This is a genomic window from Bdellovibrio sp. KM01 (assembly GCF_013752535.1).
Lineage (GTDB): Bacteria > Bdellovibrionota > Bdellovibrionia > Bdellovibrionales > Bdellovibrionaceae > Bdellovibrio.
This window is the reverse complement of sequence record NZ_CP058348.1, coordinates 3,242,828-3,263,145: the sequence shown is the minus strand read 5'-3', so window position 1 is coordinate 3,263,145 and position 20,318 is coordinate 3,242,828. Positions and strand designations below refer to the sequence as shown.

At 47.5% G+C, this 20,318-nt stretch carries 12 protein-coding genes; 7 read left to right on the top strand and 5 right to left on the bottom strand.

Features of this window, described 5'->3' with window-relative positions; genetic code table 11:
- Genes HW988_RS15655 through pulA form a run of 3 tightly spaced genes read right to left on the bottom strand, consistent with a single transcriptional unit; the run spans position 1 to position 5,698 of the window.
- A complete protein-coding gene (locus HW988_RS15655; RefSeq protein ID WP_142701400.1) occupies positions 1-819 on the bottom strand; it encodes a sugar ABC transporter permease in 819 nt (272 codons plus the stop codon).
- A complete protein-coding gene (locus tag HW988_RS15650; RefSeq protein WP_181605107.1) occupies positions 819-3,017 on the bottom strand; it encodes an extracellular solute-binding protein in 2,199 nt (732 codons plus the stop codon). The genes HW988_RS15655 and HW988_RS15650 overlap by 1 nt, the downstream gene beginning before the upstream one ends.
- Positions 3,017-5,698, bottom strand: coding sequence for a pullulanase-type alpha-1,6-glucosidase (pulA, locus tag HW988_RS15645; RefSeq protein ID WP_255490065.1), 2,682 nt, complete (start codon positions 5,696-5,698; stop codon positions 3,017-3,019). Before pulA ends, HW988_RS15650 begins: the two co-directional genes overlap by 1 nt.
- Before the next feature lie 94 nt (positions 5,699-5,792).
- Between pulA and HW988_RS15640 the strand changes: the two genes are divergently transcribed.
- Positions 5,793-7,130, top strand: a complete 1,338-nt coding sequence (locus HW988_RS15640) for a carbohydrate porin (RefSeq protein ID WP_255490064.1) — start codon at positions 5,793-5,795, stop codon at positions 7,128-7,130.
- A gap of 79 nt (positions 7,131-7,209) precedes the next feature.
- Positions 7,210-8,139 carry a diguanylate cyclase gene (locus HW988_RS15635; protein WP_142701398.1) on the top strand — a complete coding sequence of 310 codons (930 nt, stop codon included), beginning with the start codon at positions 7,210-7,212 and terminating at the stop codon, positions 8,137-8,139.
- Between the two features lie 284 nt (positions 8,140-8,423).
- Here the strand turns inward: HW988_RS15635 and HW988_RS15630 are convergent, their stop codons facing one another.
- Positions 8,424-9,914, bottom strand: a complete 1,491-nt coding sequence (locus HW988_RS15630; protein ID WP_181605105.1) for a serine/threonine-protein kinase — start codon at positions 9,912-9,914, stop codon at positions 8,424-8,426.
- Between the two features lie 141 nt (positions 9,915-10,055).
- On the opposite strand from HW988_RS15630, the gene HW988_RS15625 reads away from it, so the two are divergent.
- The 5 genes from HW988_RS15625 to HW988_RS15605 all read left to right on the top strand — a co-directional run bounded on the left by HW988_RS15625 (position 10,056) and on the right by HW988_RS15605 (position 19,596).
- Positions 10,056-10,886: a TIGR02147 family protein gene (locus HW988_RS15625; protein ID WP_220128762.1), complete on the top strand. Its 831-nt coding sequence runs from the start codon at positions 10,056-10,058 to the stop codon at positions 10,884-10,886.
- A gap of 35 nt (positions 10,887-10,921) precedes the next feature.
- Positions 10,922-11,713, top strand: a complete 792-nt coding sequence (locus HW988_RS15620) for a DUF4423 domain-containing protein (RefSeq protein WP_181605103.1) — start codon at positions 10,922-10,924, stop codon at positions 11,711-11,713.
- 224 nt (positions 11,714-11,937) lie between these two features.
- Positions 11,938-12,372 (top strand): hypothetical protein, encoded by a 435-nt coding sequence (locus HW988_RS15615; RefSeq protein WP_181605102.1) that lies wholly within the window; start codon positions 11,938-11,940, stop codon positions 12,370-12,372.
- Between the two features lie 379 nt (positions 12,373-12,751).
- Positions 12,752-17,422, top strand: a complete 4,671-nt coding sequence (locus tag HW988_RS15610) for a hypothetical protein (RefSeq protein ID WP_220128761.1) — start codon at positions 12,752-12,754, stop codon at positions 17,420-17,422.
- 44 nt (positions 17,423-17,466) lie between these two features.
- Entirely contained in the window at positions 17,467-19,596 is a 2,130-nt protein-coding gene (locus tag HW988_RS15605) for a hypothetical protein (protein WP_181605100.1), read from the top strand.
- Here HW988_RS15605 and HW988_RS15600 read toward each other — a convergent pair whose 3' ends face one another.
- A complete protein-coding gene (locus HW988_RS15600; protein WP_220128760.1) occupies positions 19,597-20,238 on the bottom strand; it encodes a hypothetical protein in 642 nt (213 codons plus the stop codon).
- Between the last annotated feature and the right edge of the window lie 80 nt (positions 20,239-20,318).

Below are 20,318 nucleotides of genomic sequence, written 5' to 3'. Positions count from 1 at the left end.
TTAACCCTTCACGCTTCCCATTGTCAGACCAGAAACCAAATAACGGGAAATACTGATGAACAAAATCAAAACTGGAATACTTACGATCAAGGCACCCGCTGCATACAGGCCCCATTGAGTCGCAAGACTTGCCTGGAAGGAACGAAGTCCCAATGGCAAAGTATAAAGCTGTGGATCTTGCAGAACCACGGCGGCAATCACGTATTCAGACCAGCTTGACATAAAGCTGAACAAAGCCGTGATCACAAGTGCTGGTGAAGACACCGGCAGAATAATTTTTGTAAAGATCATCCAGCGCGAACAACCATCCAATAGCGCTGCTTCCTCAAGCTCGCGCGGAATTGTGTCATAGTACGCCTTCATCTGCCAGATGCAGAACGGCAGCGCTGTCGAGGAATAGATAATGAACAACCCCCAGAAGCTGTCGATCAGATGCAGTTGTGACAAGATAATAAAGAACGGAAGCATCAACATTGTAGCTGGGAACATCTGTGTCGTAAGAAGTGAGAACAACATCATGTTACGACCACGGAAACGGTAACGAGACAAAGCATAAGCACTGCAAGAAGCCAGCGCCACGCCTGCAAATGTTGTGACTCCGCTGATGATCAATGAGTTTTTCAACCACAACAAAAAGTCTGTTTCTGTGAATAAAGAAACAAAGTTTTTAAGTGTGGAGTTAGGACCCACGATTTCCAAAGACTGCGTTTGGAAAGCATTGTCGCCACGAAGAGAAACTGAAATCACATAAACGATCGGGTACAGAGAAAACACTGCAAACAAAAGGATCGAAACCCAAGCGAGAAGACGTTTTACCATTACTTGGTCTCCTTTTGGTATTGTGACTTAAGCATTCCCAAGCCCCAGATGACCAGGATCAGGAAGATGATCACAGAAACAGCCGCTGCATAACCGTAGCGATATAGGTTGAAGGCCGCTTTATAAACATAAGATACCAGGATGTGCGTTTGATCTCCCGGTTCGCCGGAATTTGAAACCAGCCAGATCACATTCAAGTTATTAAATGTCCAGATAGAACCCAAAAGCGCTGCTGGAACCATCACAGGCATCAACAACGGCCACGTGATGTGGCGGAAGCGCTGCCATGAAGTCGCGCCATCCAGACGGGCAGCTTCATACAACGAATGAGAAATGGACTGCAATCCGCCCAAGGCTACAATCATCATGAATGGGAAACCCAACCATACGTTGGTGATAATACAGGCCGCAAAGGCCGTCGTCGGTTGGCTGAGCCATTGAATGGGAGACAAGTGCAAAAACTTTTGCAGAACGATATTAATCGGTCCGTATTCCTGATTGAACATCGCTCTCCAGGTTAAAGCTGTGATGTACTGAGGAACAGCCCAAGGGATGATCAACAGAGCTCTCCAGAATCCTTGGAATGGCATCACTTGATTAATGATAACAGCCAAGAACACACCCAACGTCACGTGGAAGAAAACGTTTACGACAGTCCAAATCACGGTTTTCAAGAACAACGAATAGAATTTCGGATCCGAAAACGCATTCACGTAATGAGTAAAGCCTACCAGCGACCAATCTTGGAACGTGCGTAAGCTAAAGTTCGAAAACGAGATCGCGATATTATAGAAGAATGGATATACGATCACCGCAAAGATACCGATGAATGCCGGCAGCATCATATAGTAAGCAAAGCGGTTAGGACCTTGGAAACCTTTGATGAAGGCCACCAAAGATTTGCGCGACATCCACAAACCACCCAGAATCACCAAAGCGAAAATCGCTTTCAGCACATAAGCACCGGCATCAGGCTTAAGAACTTCATTCATTTCGGCGATTTGTTTTTCAGCCAGAACTTGAGCGCCTTGAGCACCTGCTTGTGGAGTCAGACTGCCAGCCAATACTTTTTGGTATTGAATACGCAAGCTGTCCCAAATCGCACGCACTTCAGGCACGATCGGCAAAGGATGGCCGACTTCCATGATGTCTGCAGAGATTTTCAAAAGCGGATTATTTTTAACAATGTCAGAATCACGCGCATCCAGATTGGATGGCAAGATACCCACTTTTTCAGCGAATTGAAGCTGAACCGGTGTGGAAGTCAAATACATCAACAGCTTTACAGCCGCTTCCTGATGCTTTGGTGATTTCATGTTTACGTTCAGGGAATAACCTTTGGTGCCGACCAAAGAAGCCGGCCATTTGCCAGTTCCAGAAATCATCGGGATACGGGCAATACCGAAATCAACTTTCGCCTCTTTGTAATCGCCCCAGGACCAGTCACCGTTAATCAACATCGCGGCTTTGCCGTCTTTGAACAAAGCATTGGCCGTTTCGTAATCGCATTCTTTGGGGATGATTTTATATTTATCGCGCAAATCTAGAATGAACTGGAAAGTATTTGCCAGGGCTGGTGTATTCAAATTCGGCTGAACGTCGTTTTTAATAAAGTCTTCACCGAACGCAGGAATAAAGGGCGCGAAAAAGAATGGCTCTGTGTAGTTGAACACCAAGCCCCATTGATCCACACGGCCGTCGCCATTTTTATCAATGGTTGCTTTTTTACCCATCTCGATCAACTCGTCCGAGTTTTTCGGGGGAGTTGAAAGAAGTTTTTTGTTATAAATCAGCATCAAGTGATTGCCGACAGCATCGCCGATAGCAAAGTGCTTACCGTTGTAAGTCGGAGCCGCCAACGGATCGAATTGTTTGAAATAGTCTGCGCCCAGAACATCATCCAAAGGACGGATGATGCCCATGGTGGCAAAGGGACCGATTTGATCCGAAGGACCGTAAACCAGCTCCGGACCTGATCCACCCATAGCAGCAGATTGATATCCGCTGCGCAGTTCTTCAGTTTCACGATAAGTTGCCTGAACCGTGATATCGGGATTTTGCTTTTCAAATTCTTTAAGAACTTCGGCCAAGACTTGACGGTGGCCATAGATCATTTGGTGCCATACGTGAATACGAAGTTTCTCCGCTTGAGCAGCCATCGAACAAAACGTGATCAATAAAAACAAATAATAGCGCATTACTTAACACCCGTAAAATAAGATCCCTTTGCCAGTCGCAACACCACTGTTGTCATACCTGGAATTTGAATCTGAGACTGAGCACGATTGAGAATCACTTGCGCAAGCAAAGGATCCACATTCGGTCCAAACGCAGGGTCGTAACCCCAGTTGTAGCTCAATACTTTGTGAGAAAAGACTCGAGGGTTTCTCGAGCTGTTGAACATAATCAAAAGGGCTTCTTTCGGATTGTGCAGAACCATGGCGATCAAGCCCGGTTCAATCGTGCCTTCATTATCCAGGAAGACCAATCCGTTCATGATCTCTTCCAAAGAGTTCATTTTAAACAGTGAACTGCCTTTACGCAGACGCAGAAGGCCCTTGTAGTAATTCGCAGTTTGCGCGATCAACTGCGGTGTTACTTTCAAATCTTGATTTTGCAGGCGGGGTTGCCAGAAAGCCCAGTCATTATAGTTCTTCCAAGCGGGTGGCAGACCCTGACCCCAATAGTTGTCGTTGCCTGTCCAGTTGATACGGTTGAAATAATCTCCCGAATCATAAGAGTCCTGGTCCCCATTTTTGGAACGCAAAAGCTCCACGCCAGATTCCATAAATGGAATGCCCTGGCTCAGCATAGGAATCGCCATTGCCAATTGGTGCATGCGTTGACGTTCTGAAGCTGTGGCTGTTTCGGGAATGCGGCCACGAGTATAGAAAGGCGCTTTCGCCTGAATCGCATCCCACAACGTATAACCATCGTGAGCAGAAACATAGTTGATGGTTTCAATCGGTTCTGCAGAAGTTGCGACAGGGCTGTTGCGGTAAAGCAGGTTTCCACCCAAGATCACATTTCCATAGTGTTCGCGGAATGAGAAATCACGAAGATTTCCAGCCAAACCCACTTTGATCACATCACCCAAATGGCGAATTTTATCCATTTGCTGATTGATATCCGTCGGCGTGTTTTGATTTGCTGGTTCCTGATTGAAATCAAAATACAATCCTGTGGCAAAACCCTGATCTGATTTTTCAGACGAACTTGTTGTGCCACCGCGAACCGCATCGCGCAGACGATCATTAAAGAAACCGATACCGGTTCCATAAGCATTCAACTGGCTCATGGATTCCTGGGGATTCTGATTATAGAAAGAACCAAACGGCCAAGCCTCTCCATATATATAGATGCGAGAACCATCCACGCCGTCACGTTGCAAAGTCAAAGAGCGCAAAGCCTCTTTCACTTTCATCAAAGTCGAGCGCGAGTGAAAAGACATCAAATCAAAACGGAATCCGTCAATTTTATAGTTCTTTGCCCAATGAACCACTGAGTCCACGATGAGTTTTTCCATCATGAAGTGTTCGCTGGCCGTATCGGCACAACAAGAAGAGTTGTAAGTGTAACCCTCGTCGTTCAGGCGGTAGTAATACAGAGGTACGATTTTATCGAAAACCGAGAAAGCCGTTAGTCCATTTTCATATGTGTGGTTGAACACCACGTCTTGAACCACGCGCAAGCCCAGCGTGTTTAAGGACTGAACCATGGTGCGAGTTTCGCGCACGCGAGACAACCCTTGCGGATCCATCGCATAGGAACCATCGGAAACAAAGAAGTGAACCGGATCGTAACCCCAATTGAAAGCATCACGGGCGCGAATTTGCGAAAGCGCGCCTTGAGCATCCTGAAGGTTCGAGGAGTTCGCATTGATCGTTTCCCAAGTCGCGCGGTCTTCATTCACAGATCCAAAATCATTGAATGGCAAAAGATGAACGTGGGTTAAACCTGCATCAGCCAGGGATTTCAGGTACTGCACTCCACGGCCGGATCCTTGAGCAAAAGCATCGTAAGTTCCGCGATACACGAAAGGGATGCTTTCGTCGTTGGCGCTGAAGTCGCGGATGTGAAGTTCATAGATTGTTATGTCTTTGAAAGAGTTCAGATAGGGTTTTGTCAGGTTATCCCATCCATATGGTTTAGACTCGCCGCTATCCAAATCTACCAGTTGAGATTTTGCTCCATTCATCGCAAGACTGATGCTGTAGGGATCGGTAACCAAAGACGTTTCCATACGGTCCGTGAGCGGTTGATAAACCGTCACTTCATAGAGGTAGTAATAATTTTGGTACTGACGGGGAACTGATGTCGTCCAAACGCCATTTTGATAAGTCGGAATTAGTACAGCATCTGATTGCATCGCTGTCGGCGAAGCAAACAATGCCACTCGCACAGAGAAAGCCGTCGGAGCCCACAGTTTCAATTGAAATTGCGAACCTTGATTCGTTACACCCAGATCATTACCGCGATAAGCATAAAGTTCATCCAGCAGACCCGCGTACTGAATCGCCGTCGAATCAAGAAGCTGGTTTTGATCATTGGTGACAAAAACTTTAAGAGGACGATGGATCAAATCCTCGATCATCTGGCGGTTTAAACCCGCCGTGCTGACCACCGCATAGTTGTCCTGACGTTGCAGGACTGGAAGAGGATAAGTGCGCGGAACATCTCTGAAATTGATATCGCTGTTGGCCAGTTGAAAACTCATGTTGTCGGCAACACGAAGACCTTGAGGAAGTTTGACCAACATCTTTTGCGAGCTCAACCATTGCGCGCGTGCAGGCGACGCTGCGGACGCATTATCTAATAATAGAAATGAAAGTGCTGTGAAAATGAATGTCAGCAATAGATTCAAGCGTCGATCTAGCAAAGCAATCCCCTTACTTTTTTTGCTAATTCCATGCATCAGGTCTGGTCAGGGCGGGACTTTATGGGTAAGCCTCGTGTTTTTCAAGGAATAGGGTATGAAAAAAATCTTTTGGGTTCTTACGATATTGTTTGCCGTTAATAACGCACACGCTCTCGAGGCTGACTTCACTACGTATCTTCGTGGTGGCACAGGGATCAGCCAAGAAGGCGGCAAAATGGAATGCTTCCGCAATAAGAATTTGCCGGGTAATTTCCTACGTTTAGGAAATGAATGCGACTTCTATACTGAATTAGGATTCGTATTCCATCACAAAAAGGCAGATGAGGCCGATCCCTCATTTTTCAGAACGCAACTACGCTACGCGTATAGTTCTGACGGTTTACGTCAATGGGAATCAAGCAAATCGACCCAAACTATCGATACTTCAGGCGCAAACGCGACTGTAACCACGACTATTCCTAAATCTGAAATCGAAGCTTACGTAAAAGCCGGTGGTTTTGAAGGCAATCCGATTGAGTATTGGATTGGTAAAAGATTCTATCGTGACGTCGATTTGTTCATCTTCGACTGGTACTACTACGGCGAGATGGCAGGTGTGGGTGCCGGTGTTGAAGCCATTCCAGTAGGCCCAGGTAAATTGGCAATCGCGAACTTGATTCAAGCCAATGAAGATTTTGCGACGACATCTATCGGTCGTCCGGTTTTGAATATCTGGGACTTCAGATACTCAACGATTCCAGTGTTCGCAGAACAAAACATCAGCTTCTGGGGAGTTTATGCCTGGGCGAAAGAAAGCACTCAAGGCACGAAAACTTTCGAGGCAACAAATGGTTATGTGCTAGCGACAAAACTTGAAGGCAAAGGCTTGGGTGGTTACAACAAAGCCGTGCTTGAATTTGGTCAAGGCGCGATGAAAGACTTCAACGTTTACGGCAACAGTGCTGTTGATTCTTCTCAAGCTTCTCAACGCGCCCAAAACAAAGCTTGGAATGTTCGCTTGGTTGAAGACTGGTCCATGGATGTTGTGGATCGCTGGGCATTTATGGCTGGCTTCGCTGCAAGCTATGGCAGCAACGGTTTGGATCAAGACAATGTGGTCCAGTGGCAAGGTGTCGGTGTTCGTCCGGTATACTACTTCACGGACCGATTCCAATTGGCAACAGAAGTTGGCTACACTCGTTACGAAGATCAAAATGAAAAAGACGCCGGTGGTGGCTACGTAGGTCCACGTGATATGGGTCGTGTGGCCATTGCTCCACAACTTTCATTTAAGAAAAGCATCTGGGGACGTCCAGTTATGCGTGCTTATGCTTCTTATTCATTCTGGAATACAGCGAACCAAGGTGCGAGCTACATCGGGAACAGCGCTCCGACATTTGCGGACAAATCTAGCGGTTTCAACGTGGGCTACCAGTACGAAGTTTGGTTCTAGTCTAAAAAACCCCCGATCTAAAGTCGGGGGTTCTTATGGTTGATTGTCACCCTTCACTCCCTTCCCTATAATTGTCGTTATGGCTAACAATGACGATTCTGATAATTTAGAAAAAACCAGTATAGTTGCGAGTGATACTTTTAAAGGTAAATTGCGTGAGGCAGATGATGTGCCTCCTGCAGTTTTGGTTTTGATTGGGCCTCCAGGATACGTGGGTAAGCAATATCCCATTACAGCGAATGACATTACGATCGGCCGCTCTGTTGAAAGCCAAGTCTATATTGATGATAAAAGTTTAAGTCGTTCGCATGCGAAATTCGCAGTGAATGGCAGCGAAGTTTCCGTGATCGATTTGGGTTCGACAAATAAGACAGTGGTGAATGGTCAAACGATTCCGCCATTGGCCTCTTGCTTGCTTAAGAACAATGACCAAATCAAAACCGGTAACGTGATTTTCAAATTCCTTGAAAAAGGAAGCCTTGAAGCCATGAGTACTTCAGCATTGTATGAGCGGGCGCAAAAAGATGCTCTGACAGGTGCTCACTCCAAAGGTGCTTTGATCGAAAAAGGCCCGGAGGCGATGAAGCGCTCTGAAGTTTTGAACGAGCCCCTTAGTTTGGTGACGTTCGATATCGACCATTTCAAAAAAATCAACGATGGCTATGGTCACCCAGGTGGTGACTATGTGCTTAAAGAACTTTGCCGTATCGTGATCATGAAATTGATCCGTGCGAATGACTTCTTTGCCCGATACGGTGGTGAGGAATTCGTTTTGCTGCTTTCCGGTTCAAATCCAAAAGTGGCTGCAGAAGTCGGCGAGCGTATTCGTCACACAATTGAAACCAGCGAGTTCGTCTTCGAAGGTAAAAAGATTCCAGTCACAATCTCCGTGGGTGTCGCTACAAAATACGCGGCAGAAACAGAGTGGACACAGCTTTATGAAAGAGCGGACAAAGCGCTTTACCAATCAAAACAAGGTGGCAGAAACAAAGTCACTGTCGCTCCTTAAAACACAAACCCGGTTAACAGCCGGGTTTTTTTATTCTCGGTCACTCGACAAGGCCACCAGCCTTGGTCCCATCGGCCTGCGCCTGCCGATTCCGCGACACGCCGTCGTGGCTCAGCCGTGGCCCGCCTGCGGCGGGTGCGCGCCATCCAGGCGCCCACGGAGGTCGCTGCACGGCAGGCGGCTGGCCGCTGTGCCCAAGTCTGGTGGCCTTGTCGAGTCACGACGTCTCATTCAATCCCGGCTGAACGAGTTTTGTTTTTCGTCGCTCTTTAACTTCTGAGAGATTAGTTTTTTATGTTTTTTTGGTATGGCGATGTGCGCTTCGCGGGCTTTGGAGAAGCGGGGAGGCGGTTTTTTTTCAGCACTTTTTTGTGCGTGTATGTTGGTGGCTTTTTAAAAGGGCTTGGTGGTACTGGGAGTGCGGGTTGTGGGGCCGCTCTTCTGGGTTGGATAGGGGTCAGTGTTGGGACTGACGAGTAGACCTGTGGGGCTGGTTTTTTTGTTTCTAGATTTTCTTTTCCCAACAGCAGGCCCACTGTTAATAGCAACGCTATGGCCACTGCGCCTTTTAGTAGGTTGCTGAATTTTCCATTTTGGCCCAGGGGCCTATTTGGAATATTTAAAATATTCGGAGAGGGATTGGTCCACTTAGGACGTGGCGGAATCATTTCGGGTGGCACGTAAACGGGTGGCGCCGGTACTTTGATGTTTTTCAGAATCGGTGCTGTGATGGATTTATTGGTTAGCATCGACATCACTTCTTCAGCAGTCGCGGTTGTACTGATCGTCATGGTTTTATCGTCTTCGACAACGAACTGACGGATCTGTTCCATGGTATCTTTATAGGTCATGGCGAAGACTTCTTTTAGATAGTCGGCCAATGACAGTGCCGAAAAATCCGGATGCTTTGTCGACAGCAATGTTCCTATATGCCTTGCAAGGTCGTTCGCATCCTCGGCGCGGAACTGAGCAATGTGATGAAGCATGCGCGGCAAAACATTCAAAAGCTCCTCCGAGCGGTCTTTGATCACAGCAGTTGGGAGATTTGCAACATCGTAAAGGCGAATGGATTCTTTGACTTCACCGACCGTGTTTCCGGCAAAGAAACGCGTGTTCGCGAGCAGCTCCCAGAACACGATTCCCAATGAGAAAATGTCGGTGCGATGGTCCAAAGTTTCACGATTGATTTGCTCGGGACTCATGTAGGCGACTTTGCCTTTAACCTGCCCATGTTGAGTCTGCTCGACATCCATGGTCGCTTTGGCAATCCCGAAATCGATGATTTTTACTTCACCTTCGAATGAGATCAGAATGTTGTGAGGACTGATATCCCGATGAATCAGTTTCAAGGAGGATCCTGTTTGCGGATCCACTGACTGATAAGCATAGGCCAGGGCCAAGGCCACCTGGTGTACGATATAAAGAATGAACGGTGTCGGCAGAGGATCTTCTTTGTCGCGGTGATATGACATCAGGTCACGCAAGGTCACGCCGTGAATGTATTCCATCACCATGAAGGCGCGATTGTTGTGCTCTCCGAAATCATAAATCTTCACAATGTTTTGATGATTCAGATTTGCGCTGACACGAATTTCTTTAAAAAACATGTCTTTAAAAATTTCAGAATTTTGATCTTCCGGCAGAGTTGTTTTGATCGCGACAAGTTTGCTGATACCGAATCTTGAATCAGATTTACCCAAATAAACTTCTGCCATCCCGCCTGCGGCGATGCGCTTGATTATCTGAAACTGTCCGATTCTTTTTGGTGTCTTCATGTCTGAGAACTTTTCGGTTTTTTATGTCATTCTCATAACTTCGGTGGTTTTAGAAAGTGTTCCATAATTGGAATAGCCGTTCCCGTGTCTTAATTGAGGGAACAGTTACTGACCGTAACCCCGCGAGATTTATAGCTTAATATGACTTCTTGGTTAAATACTGTGTTCATGCAAAACCAGACTATTACAGAATTCATGATGAACAAATTCGAAGAGCTTCGTAAATCTAATCGTCGTATTTCACTACGTATGGTTGCTTACAAAATCGGCATCACGCCAGGTCGTTTAAGCGAATTGATCCGTGGCAAACGCCCCCTCAGCGAATTTTATTTTGAAAAGATCTCCACGGGCTTGGGACTTAATCAAGATGAGCGTCAACAATTGAGATCTTATATCTCTGTAACATCACGTCGCTTCAATTCAGATCGCGTGTTGGGTGTGAAGAGTGGCAATCTGATGGGTGGTTGGGAAGAGTATGCGATTTTGAATTTACTAAGAATTGCCAATGGCAATGACGACGTAAACTGGATTGCAGAACGTTTGGCTTTGACCCCTGAGCAAGTGGAAAAAGGTTTGGAAAATCTGGAGCGTATGGAATTGATTCGCAATGAAGAACGCGGCATCGAAATCGTTCACCGCCGTTTGATCACTTCTTACGAATGTGCAAATCAAGAAAGTCGTAACTATTATAAGAAGCACTTGGAAAAGGCCAGCCAGGCGATGGAGCTTGAGATGAACTCGAGTTACACAGGTGTCACGTTGACGGTGAATCCGCAGCAGATCCCAGTGGCTGAGCGCATGATTGAGCGCTTCCGTGGGCGTATCCTTCGTTTATTGCAGCAGGGTACACAAAGTGAAGTCTACTCTCTGAATATCCAAATGTTCCCTCTATCAGTGCCGGAGCATCTCTCTAAGACCGCTGCTGGAGCGAATCTGCCGGAGTCGCCATGCGTTGAGCTTGATAAAGTTTAAGACACTAAGTTATGGTGTCTCCCCAGGAGACACCCATGACGTTGAACCGTTTTTTAAGCGCTAAACTAGAAGAGATGCAGAAAAAAAATCCGCGTTTCTCGATGCGTGCGCTGGCGCAAAAAGCGGGAATCTCTCCTGGTCGTTTGAATGAAATCTTTCACGAACGCCGTCCACTCAGTGATCACTACTCCAACAGAATTTCCTACGGTTTAAGTTTAACTCAGGAAGAGCAAGTCACTCTTTCAAGTTTCGTCACAGTTCGTGCAAAACGTATGAACTTCCAAAAAGTTTTGGAAAATCAGGAATTGCGTTTGATCACCAGCTGGGAACCTTATGCGATTTTGAATCTGATGAAGACTGATGATTTTGAAAGCTCCACAGAATGGATTGCTAAACGCCTGGCGCTGTCAGTGGAAAAAACCGAAGAATGTCTGAATCTTTTGGAAGTGCAAGGCGTGATCAAAATGAAGAACGGCCGCTGGTTGCGCATTCCTTCGCAGCTGACGACGACATCAGAAATTCCAAGTTCCGCCATCGTGGAAGGTCACATGGCCAATTTGCGAAAGTCTGAAGAGGCTTTGCGTACGGTGCCGATGGAGAAACGTCATTTCGGAACCATCACAATGCCGATCAATGTCGCAAAGATCGAAGAAGCAAAACAAATGCTGACGCAGTTTAGACGTAAGATGTGTTTGCTTTTAGAAGATGGCCCTAAGACAGAAGTTTATAATTTATCCATGTATCTTTATCCTCTGACTGATGTGAACGAGCGTGACTTCGAGTCGACTTCGTTGAATGCATCTCAAATTGATTCGTCCACAACTTAAACAAACGTGTTTGCCTGCGTGTGCTCGTTTGCCTTTTAAAACGCGCTGGCTTGCCTCAGAAGCCCTGTTATCCCATCCATACAGCCTGGAAACAGGGGAGTAGGCATGTCTAGGATCTGGGCGAATTTAAAAATATCAACAGCTGCAAATCAATCTACACCTTAATGGCCGTTAAAAACGGTTGAGCCTTGAAATTGCATTTACCCAAATTGCTTGGAGGGGGAATGAAGCTTTCTATCAGCAAGTTGGCGTTATTGATTGGAACACCTGTGTTACTTCTGGGATATCAGAATTGTGCAAAGCTTGGGACTGACAATTTAATTGGAGGAAGTTCAGGCTTTGTTTCCAGTGGTTCTACAGAGATCGCTTCCACTCAATCATCTGCAGATGCTGCTGAAGAAGCTTCCACTCCGGCACCACAAGATACGGCTGCGCAAAAACCTAAGTTGCCTTCCGTTGATCCCATGGGAAATTCCAAAACACTTTTGGCGGATGCGATGAAGGCCTGCGAGCCATCGGCCTTAAAAATGGATCCCAACGGAGAATATCTTTTAGAGTCGTGCATGAATATTTTCTGTCACCCTGACAGTAAAACCGGCCAATGGAAACAGCAGACCGCAAATCTTTGTTTAGGTCTATACCGTGCCCGCAATTCTTGAAGCAAATTCGTCTCAAAATTAAATCCACCTCGGGTTTAAATAATTAGGATTTTTGAGTAAATATCCACTAAAAATTATTTAGGAATGACTCCATAGGGGACGCGGTATCAGAACGTGAATCCTCATGTTTTTATTCAGAATTCTCCCACTTTTTTTGGTTTAATAAGATTCTTTGTTCACTTTGTATTAGTTAAAACTTCACAATGGAACAGCCCGGGCGGTCCATTCTGCTACAAGACCTAGGTCATATTGAGTGGTTCATAAGGTGTTTCCTTTTCTTCTTGTGAACACTTATCTGCGAGTAATCTCTAGTAAATTACCAATCTCACCGAAGAGTTCGGAGTCATCGTCGATTCCGGTATGTTCGTGGAGGACGTTTATGGGAGATTACACAAATTCAAGATTCTGTAAAATACGAATCGTGATTCTGTTCACGTCTCTGTTTACGTTTGGAGTCGCTCATGCGGCTCCAACGACCTTTTCCTATCAAGGCCGTATTACAAATGCTACGGGCGGCGGTCCAGGCTTCACGATGGCTTCTTTTAGTTTCTCTATCATGGTTGATAAATCTCATGGCAATAATCCGAACTGTACACTGTGGCGTGAACAAGCGGATTTGATTCCTATTTCATCGGACGGGTTGTTTGACGTCGCTATCGGAAATGGAACTGCCAACTTTCCCAATTCATCGTCTAAGGTTTATGAGTTTATGAATAACTCCGGCACAGTGTCTTGTGCTGAGGGTGGAACATTTTTGTTATCTGCTTCGGACAAAAGATTTCTGGACGTGCAATTCAATCCGAACGGCACCGCAGGTTGGAACCACATTGTTCCCGCTTCTGAAATTCGTTCTGTGCCTTATGCAACTAACGCAGTCTCAGCGGAAAAGCTGGGGGGCTTGGTAGCAACTGATTACGTTAGAAAAACAGATCTATCGACATGCTCGACAGGACAGTTTCTGACTTACAATGGTGCTGCCTTTGCTTGTGATACACCAGCAGGTGGTGGTTCTTCGTTGGATGCTTCTTATACTATCAAAGGCTTGGTGCAGTTCCTGACGAATGCAGCGACATCAGGTATCGTCGTTACAAACGGTGTGGCGCAAGTAAATACGGGTACGGGCGCGAATCAAATTGTGAAATTGGATGGCACGGGAAAACTTCCAGCGATCGATGGTTCGCAATTAACGGGTATCGTGGCCTCTTCCGCGACGACAGCGACTTCGGCTACGACGGCGGGCTCGGCTACAAACTTCACGGGTTCTTTGACTGGTGATGTGTCCGGAACTCAATCTGCAACGTCGGTTGATAAAGTTAAAGGTATGTCTGTTGTTACTACCGGAGCCGCGAACGGAAAAGTTTTGAAATACTCTTCAGGTACTTTGGTGTTTGCTGATGACGATACGGGCTCCACTGTTGTGGACTCCTCTTATTCTGCAAAAGGTATTGTGCAATTCAATACGAATGCGGCGACATCGGGAATGACGGTCGTGGCAGGTGTTGCGACAGTCAATACTGGTACAGGTGCAAATCAAATTGTTAAATTGGATGGCACAGGGAAACTCCCAGCAGTGGACGGTTCGCAATTAACTGGAGTTGTTGCTTCGTCTGCAACAACAGCGGGTTCGGCGACGAACTTTTCTGGTTCGTTGGTTGGTGACGTCAGTGGTACGCAGGGAGCGACGTCCGTTGATAAAATCAAGGGCGCAGCTGTGGATACAACAGGCATCGCGACTGGAAAAATTCTTAAATACGATGGTACGAAATGGACTATGGCTGACGACGCCACAGGCGGCTCGCCATCTGATTCATCTTATTCAGCAAAAGGTGTCGTGCAGTTCGATACGAGCGCCGCTGTTTCGGGTATGACGGTTGCCGCGGGTGTGGCGAAAGTAAATACGGGTACAGCAGCAAATCAAATCGTTCAATTGGACGGCACTGCTAAATTGCCAGCGGTGGATGGTTCGGCTCTGACAAATATCGTGGCTGCATCACTTTCAGGTATCTTACCAATTAATAAGGGCGGTACCGGTCAGTCGACGAAACAAGCAGGCTTTGATGCTCTTTCTCCGTTGGCGGCGAAAGGCAGCATTATCACTCATGACGGCTCTAACAACGTGGCGTTGGCAGTAGGCTCCACGGACGGTCATGTGTTGATGGTGGATTCTGCAGCTGCTAATGGAATCAAATGGGCTGCGCCCACTGCAACGGATCTTACCACTGTCACTGGTACAGGTATCGTGCAAAGAACGGGTGCGGGGACCTATGCAACTCTTGGGACAACGGCTCCAATTAATGTGACGGGTTCAAGTATTGGTTTGGCATATGGTACGGGCTTAACGACAAGTGCGGGTTCTTTGGTTGTCGACACGGGTGTGACGACGGGTAAAATCGTGGCGATGGATACGGGAAACAAACTTCCGGCTGTGGATGGTTCACAACTGACTGGCGTTGTCGCTTCTTCTGCAACAACTGCAGGTTCAGCTACGAACTTTACGGGTTCCTTGGTTGGTGACGTCAGCGGCACTCAGGGGGCGACTTCAGTAGATAAAATCAAAGGCTCTCCAGTCGTAACTACGGGTATTGCTGACGGTAAAATTTTGAAATATCAATCGGGTAACTGGGTGATGGCTGACGACGCGACAGGCGGCTCGCCTGTGGATTCTTCTTACTCAGTCAAAGGTATCGTGCAATTCGATACGAGTGCGGCACTTTCAGGTATTTCGATCACGTCTGGTGTGGCCAAAGTGAATATGGGTACCGCTGCAAACCAAATCGTGCAATTGGATAGCTCTGCAAAATTGCCTGCTGTTGATGGTTCTCAGTTGACGGGTGTGGTTGCTGCAAGCGCTGCGACGGCGACAAATTTCAGCGGATCTTTGGTGGGTGACGTAAGCGGCACACAAGGTGCGACCTCTGTTGATAGAATCAAAGGCGCAACTGTTGATACAACTGGTATCGCAACAGGAAAAATTCTTAAATACGATGGTACCAAGTGGACAATGGCTGACGATGCGACGGGTTCTGCTCCTGGTGATGCTTCCACGTCTGCGAAAGGTATCATGCAGGTTGGATCCGGCTTATCCGTGACTGCTGGTTTGGTGAGCGTTGATGCTGCCAATCTGGCGGTGAATCCCGCAAACTTTTCTGCAGTGGTTCCAATTTCAAAGGGTGGTACGGGTCAGTCTTCTAAAACCGCCGCTTTCGATGCCCTTTCACCACTGACGACCGCGGGAGATCTGGTGACTTCCGATGGTACAAACAATGTGCGCATTGCACGGGGTACAGCGGGACAAATTCTTTCTTCGACAGCCGGTGGTTTGCAGTGGATTAATTCTCCCACTTCGGTAACGAACTTCTCTGGTTCGTTGGCCGGTGACGTCAGCGGCACACAGGGTGCTACGTCGGTTGATAAAATCAAAGGTGCTGCAGTCGATACGACCGGTATCGCTGATGGAAAAATTTTGAAATACCAATCTGGAAGCTGGGTGATGGCGGATGACGCTACCGGCACGGCTCCTGGTGATGCATCCACATCTGCAAAAGGTATTATGCAAGTGGGTTCCGGCTTGTCTGTGACCGCTGGTTTAGTAAGTGTCGATGCCGCGAACTTAGCTGTGAATCCTACAAATTTCACTGCCGTCGTACCGATCACTAAGGGTGGTACGGGTCAGTCTACTAAGACTGCCGGCTTTGATGCGCTTTCTCCATTGGCGGCAAAAGGTTCGATCGTTACACATAACGGTACGAACAGTGTGTCTTTGGCGGTGGGTTCATCCGATGGCCAAGTATTGGTCGTGGATGCGGCAGCGGCAAATGGTATCAAGTGGGCTTCTCCAACAGCGACAGATATCACCACGATCACCGGAACCGGTATCGTACAAAGAACAGGTGCGGGGACATATGCTGCTCTGGGAACCGCGGCTCCACTGAATGTAACGGGCTCTGATTTGGGTCTATCATATGGTGCGGGTTTAACATTGAGCTCTGGGTCATTGGTTGTCGATACGGGAACAACAACAGGCAAAATCGTGGCGGTGGGAGCAAGTAATAAACTTCCAGCGATCGATGGTTCATTACTGACTAATATCGTGGCTTCTTCCTTGTCGGGTGTCTTGCCAATCGCAAGCGGCGGTACGGGAGCTTCGACGAAACTGGGCGCATTCGATGCACTTTCTCCAATGTCAGCTAAAGGTGATTTGATCGTGTTTGACGGCACTAACAACGTTCGCCTTCCTGCAAGTTCTACGAACGGTCAGGTACTGACTGTCGATACCTCAGCAGCAGGCGGTGTGAAATGGGCGGCGGCAACTGGTGGAGTGACCAGTGTTTCTGGAACTTTGCCGATCGTTATCACTGGAACAACAACTCCAACGGTTTCTGTAAATGCAGCAACAACTTCAACGGCTGGTGTGGTGACTGTCGGAACGGGACTTGCGGTAAGCTCGGGTACAATCAGTGTGGACCCTGCGAACTTTGGATCTGTGGTTCCAGTTGCTAAAGGTGGTACAGGTGCGACAACGCTAACGGGTGCAGGCATTCTGGTGAACGGTGGTAACTCGTTCGGTTCTGCTGCAAGTGTCGGTACAAATGATGCTTTCGATTTTAAAATCAGAGCGGGTAATAGTGACCGCATTCAAGTGGCGTCAGCAAATGGTAACGTAAGTATCGGTACGGGTGCCGCAGCCAATGACAAGCTTGAAGTCAATGGTTCGATTCGTGGTGCTTCTTACGATAACGGCACAACGACAACAATCGACTGGAGCCGTGGTAATACTCAAAGCGTGACGACAAACTGTGGTTCGCAACTGACGTTCTCGAATATGCGTGATGGTGGTGTATATACATTGGCGATCACGGCTTCGACGACATTCTCGGCATCATGTACCTTTGGTCAAACGTCGCCAGATACTTTGTCAGGTACAGCGGGTTCTGGAAACTTTTATTTCTTACCAGCTAATGCCACGGCTTCTGGCGCGAATGCGGTTTACTCGTTCATGCGTGTGGGCACAAAAGTTTATGTGAATTGGAGCAGCGGTTACGCGAACTAATTGAAATCGAAATCATTGTTTGAACTTATTGGGACGTAATGTGTATGGAAAGTATAAAGCAGTTTTATTCAAATACATATTCTTTCAAGGCATGGCTTTTCGTATCCATGCTCTTTGCCGTTGTAAACGCACGTGCCGATGTCAGCTGGACAGGTGTGACTCAATCACCCGGCGACTATACCTCCTCGGGCATTGTGACGATCACAGGCGCGGTGACTTTAAATCCCGGTACTTATACATTCTCAACTCTGATTGTGAACAGTTCGCGAACTTTAACGGTTCTCTCTGATACGACGGCTGGCACAGGCGTCACCATTATTGCTAACACGGTGACTATCAATGGAACTGTTACTGGTGATGGAAAAGGATACTCCGGTACGTCTGGCCCGGGGGCTGGAACCATCAGTGGCACTGCATCTTCTGGTGGATGTCATGGCGGCTTTGGCGGGTTGGATAATACTTACGATTTTTGTACGACATATGGTGATCCGGTTTCCCCAATAACTTTAGGGTCTCCTGGTGGTATGCAATCAAGCTCGGGGCCCGGCGGAGGAGCTATTAAGTTCGATGTGTCGGGAACAATGACGGTCGCTGGTACAATCACGATGAACGGAACTGATTCCGTCGCAGCCGGTGTCAAAGGTGGCGGAGGTGCCGGTGGTAGTATTTGGATCAAAGCGGCTGTGTTTGCTGGGGCGGGGACGGTTCGAGCGAACGGTTCAAATAGTGCAAACGCCAAGGGCGCTGGCGGTGGCGGCCGAGTCTCCATCAATTATGCGACCACTACGTTTTCGGGAAATGCGACGGCCAATCCAGGCACGAGTTCGGCATTTTGGACAGCGAGTGAAGGATCAGTTTTTTGGATAGACTACGTGAACAATGATCTTTTCATTTACAGAAGCTCCTCGATTTCAAATGGAACCTATAACTTCCGTAACATGACCATTTCAAGTGGTGTGACTCTTTGGAATAATGCCCATGGCTCGAAGGCGGGCGTTGGTACCGGCAAGGGCACCACAAATGGAACTTATTATGGGAGTGGAGCAGGTTATGGCGGTCGTGGAGCCTATGTTGGTGTTTTAGGTGGTGCAACCTATGGCAACATGTTGGAGCCGACCGATCAGGGATCGGGTGGAGCAAACACCGGAAGTAGCAATGGACTAGGGGGCCGAGGTGGGGGAGCTATCAAGTTGGTTCTTACGGGCACATTAACCGTCGATGGGAATTTGACTTCAAACGGTACTGATCCGTGGTGGTACGACGACTATTATCCAGGTGGCGGATCGGGTGGAAGTATCTGGATTGTCGCTGATTCTGTTGCTGGTTCTGGAACAATTGCTGCGAATGGCGGCGATGGTGCGTGGGATGCATCGTATGCCTACGGCGGAGTCGGTGGTGGGGGTCGCATTGCAATTTACTACACAACTTCTTATAGCACATCCTTGACGATTACTGCGGCAATTGGAAGTGCTGGTTGGCCAGACGGTGCCACGCCAGGTTCGGCCGTGGTTATAAATACTACGACAAACGATTTGCTGTTGCCAACGACCAGCTCGATTCAAAATGGAACTTACACCTATAACAACATTACACTTGCAAGTAACGCCATTGTTGCCGCGAATGAAGGTAATGCTGCTAATACCGGTACCGGAAAAGGTATTGCGAATGCGAACGGTGGCGGTGGTGGTGGTTATGGCGGAGCCGGTGGTGCGGGGCAAGGTGGCGCCGGGGGCGCGGCATATGGATCCTCGACAGCTCCTGTGGATTTAGGCTCGGGCGGTGGTGGTTGCGGAACGGTCGCTGATGGCTTAGGTGGTACGGGTGGCGGTGCGATTAAGTTTGTGATTACCAATAATCTTACGATCAACGCTGGAGCAGTTCTTTCGGCGTCTGGCGGAGATCAAATCAACGATTATTATTGTGGTGGTGGTTCTGGCGGAAGTATTTGGATCACGGCAAAAAACATCAACTCTGTTTCAAACGGAATTATTTCTAAAGGCGGAAATGGTTTGGTGCGTGGGGGCGGTGGCGGCGGCGGACGTATTGCGATTTATTGTACGGGCAGCTACAGCGGAACACTAAGTGTCGCAGGGGGTACTGGAAAAAACGCTGGGTCTGCCGGCTCGACATTGGTTAAATGCAGCAGCACCCCTTGGTTTTTCCGGGGCTACTGATTACTTGAACCCAGCAAAGGCCTTAGCTTTGGCATAATCTGCACTCGATCCATTCACCATTTTCGACGAATGAATATAGGCTGTGAAATAGCGAACTTTTGCAGAAGTCGCAGGACCTGTTTTAGGCATCAAGGCTTCACGGTACACAATCTCGTGCAATACCAAAGCAGCACGAGTCATTGTGCTCATGTTAGACCAAATGTTGCTGTTGAAAATATATTTGATGCCTTCTGGTGTTGGTCTGCGAAATTGTGCGGCAGCTTGTTGAAGCTCGCAACCTTGAGGAAGGGTGATAAATCCTTCGTCTTTAACGTTGCCGAATTCACTGCCAGGAATCATTTGCACTTCAGATGCAAAGTTTTTTAAGAACACGCGGTAAAGCTTAGCGCGGTTGATATCAAATTTTTCAATACGATCAATCAGTTTGCTGACAATCACGCGGTAATCGTTTTGGTCGATCAATGCAGGTTCCAGATTGTAAACCATCTTGCCTTCGTAAAGGTCCAAAGATCTGTAAGCTGGAATTTCAAGACCAGGGCAAGCGATAATGTCGCCACCATTTTGCAGCTCATCACCTGCGAACGCAGAAAATGAAAAGCTCAAAAGAAGAGTCGAAATAAGGATTTTAAATGTCATGGACATGTTACCGCCTTGAATAGGGAACATGTCGCCACACAAATCAGAATTTTGCATTAATTATTGCGCTGAGCCGTGAATTCCGC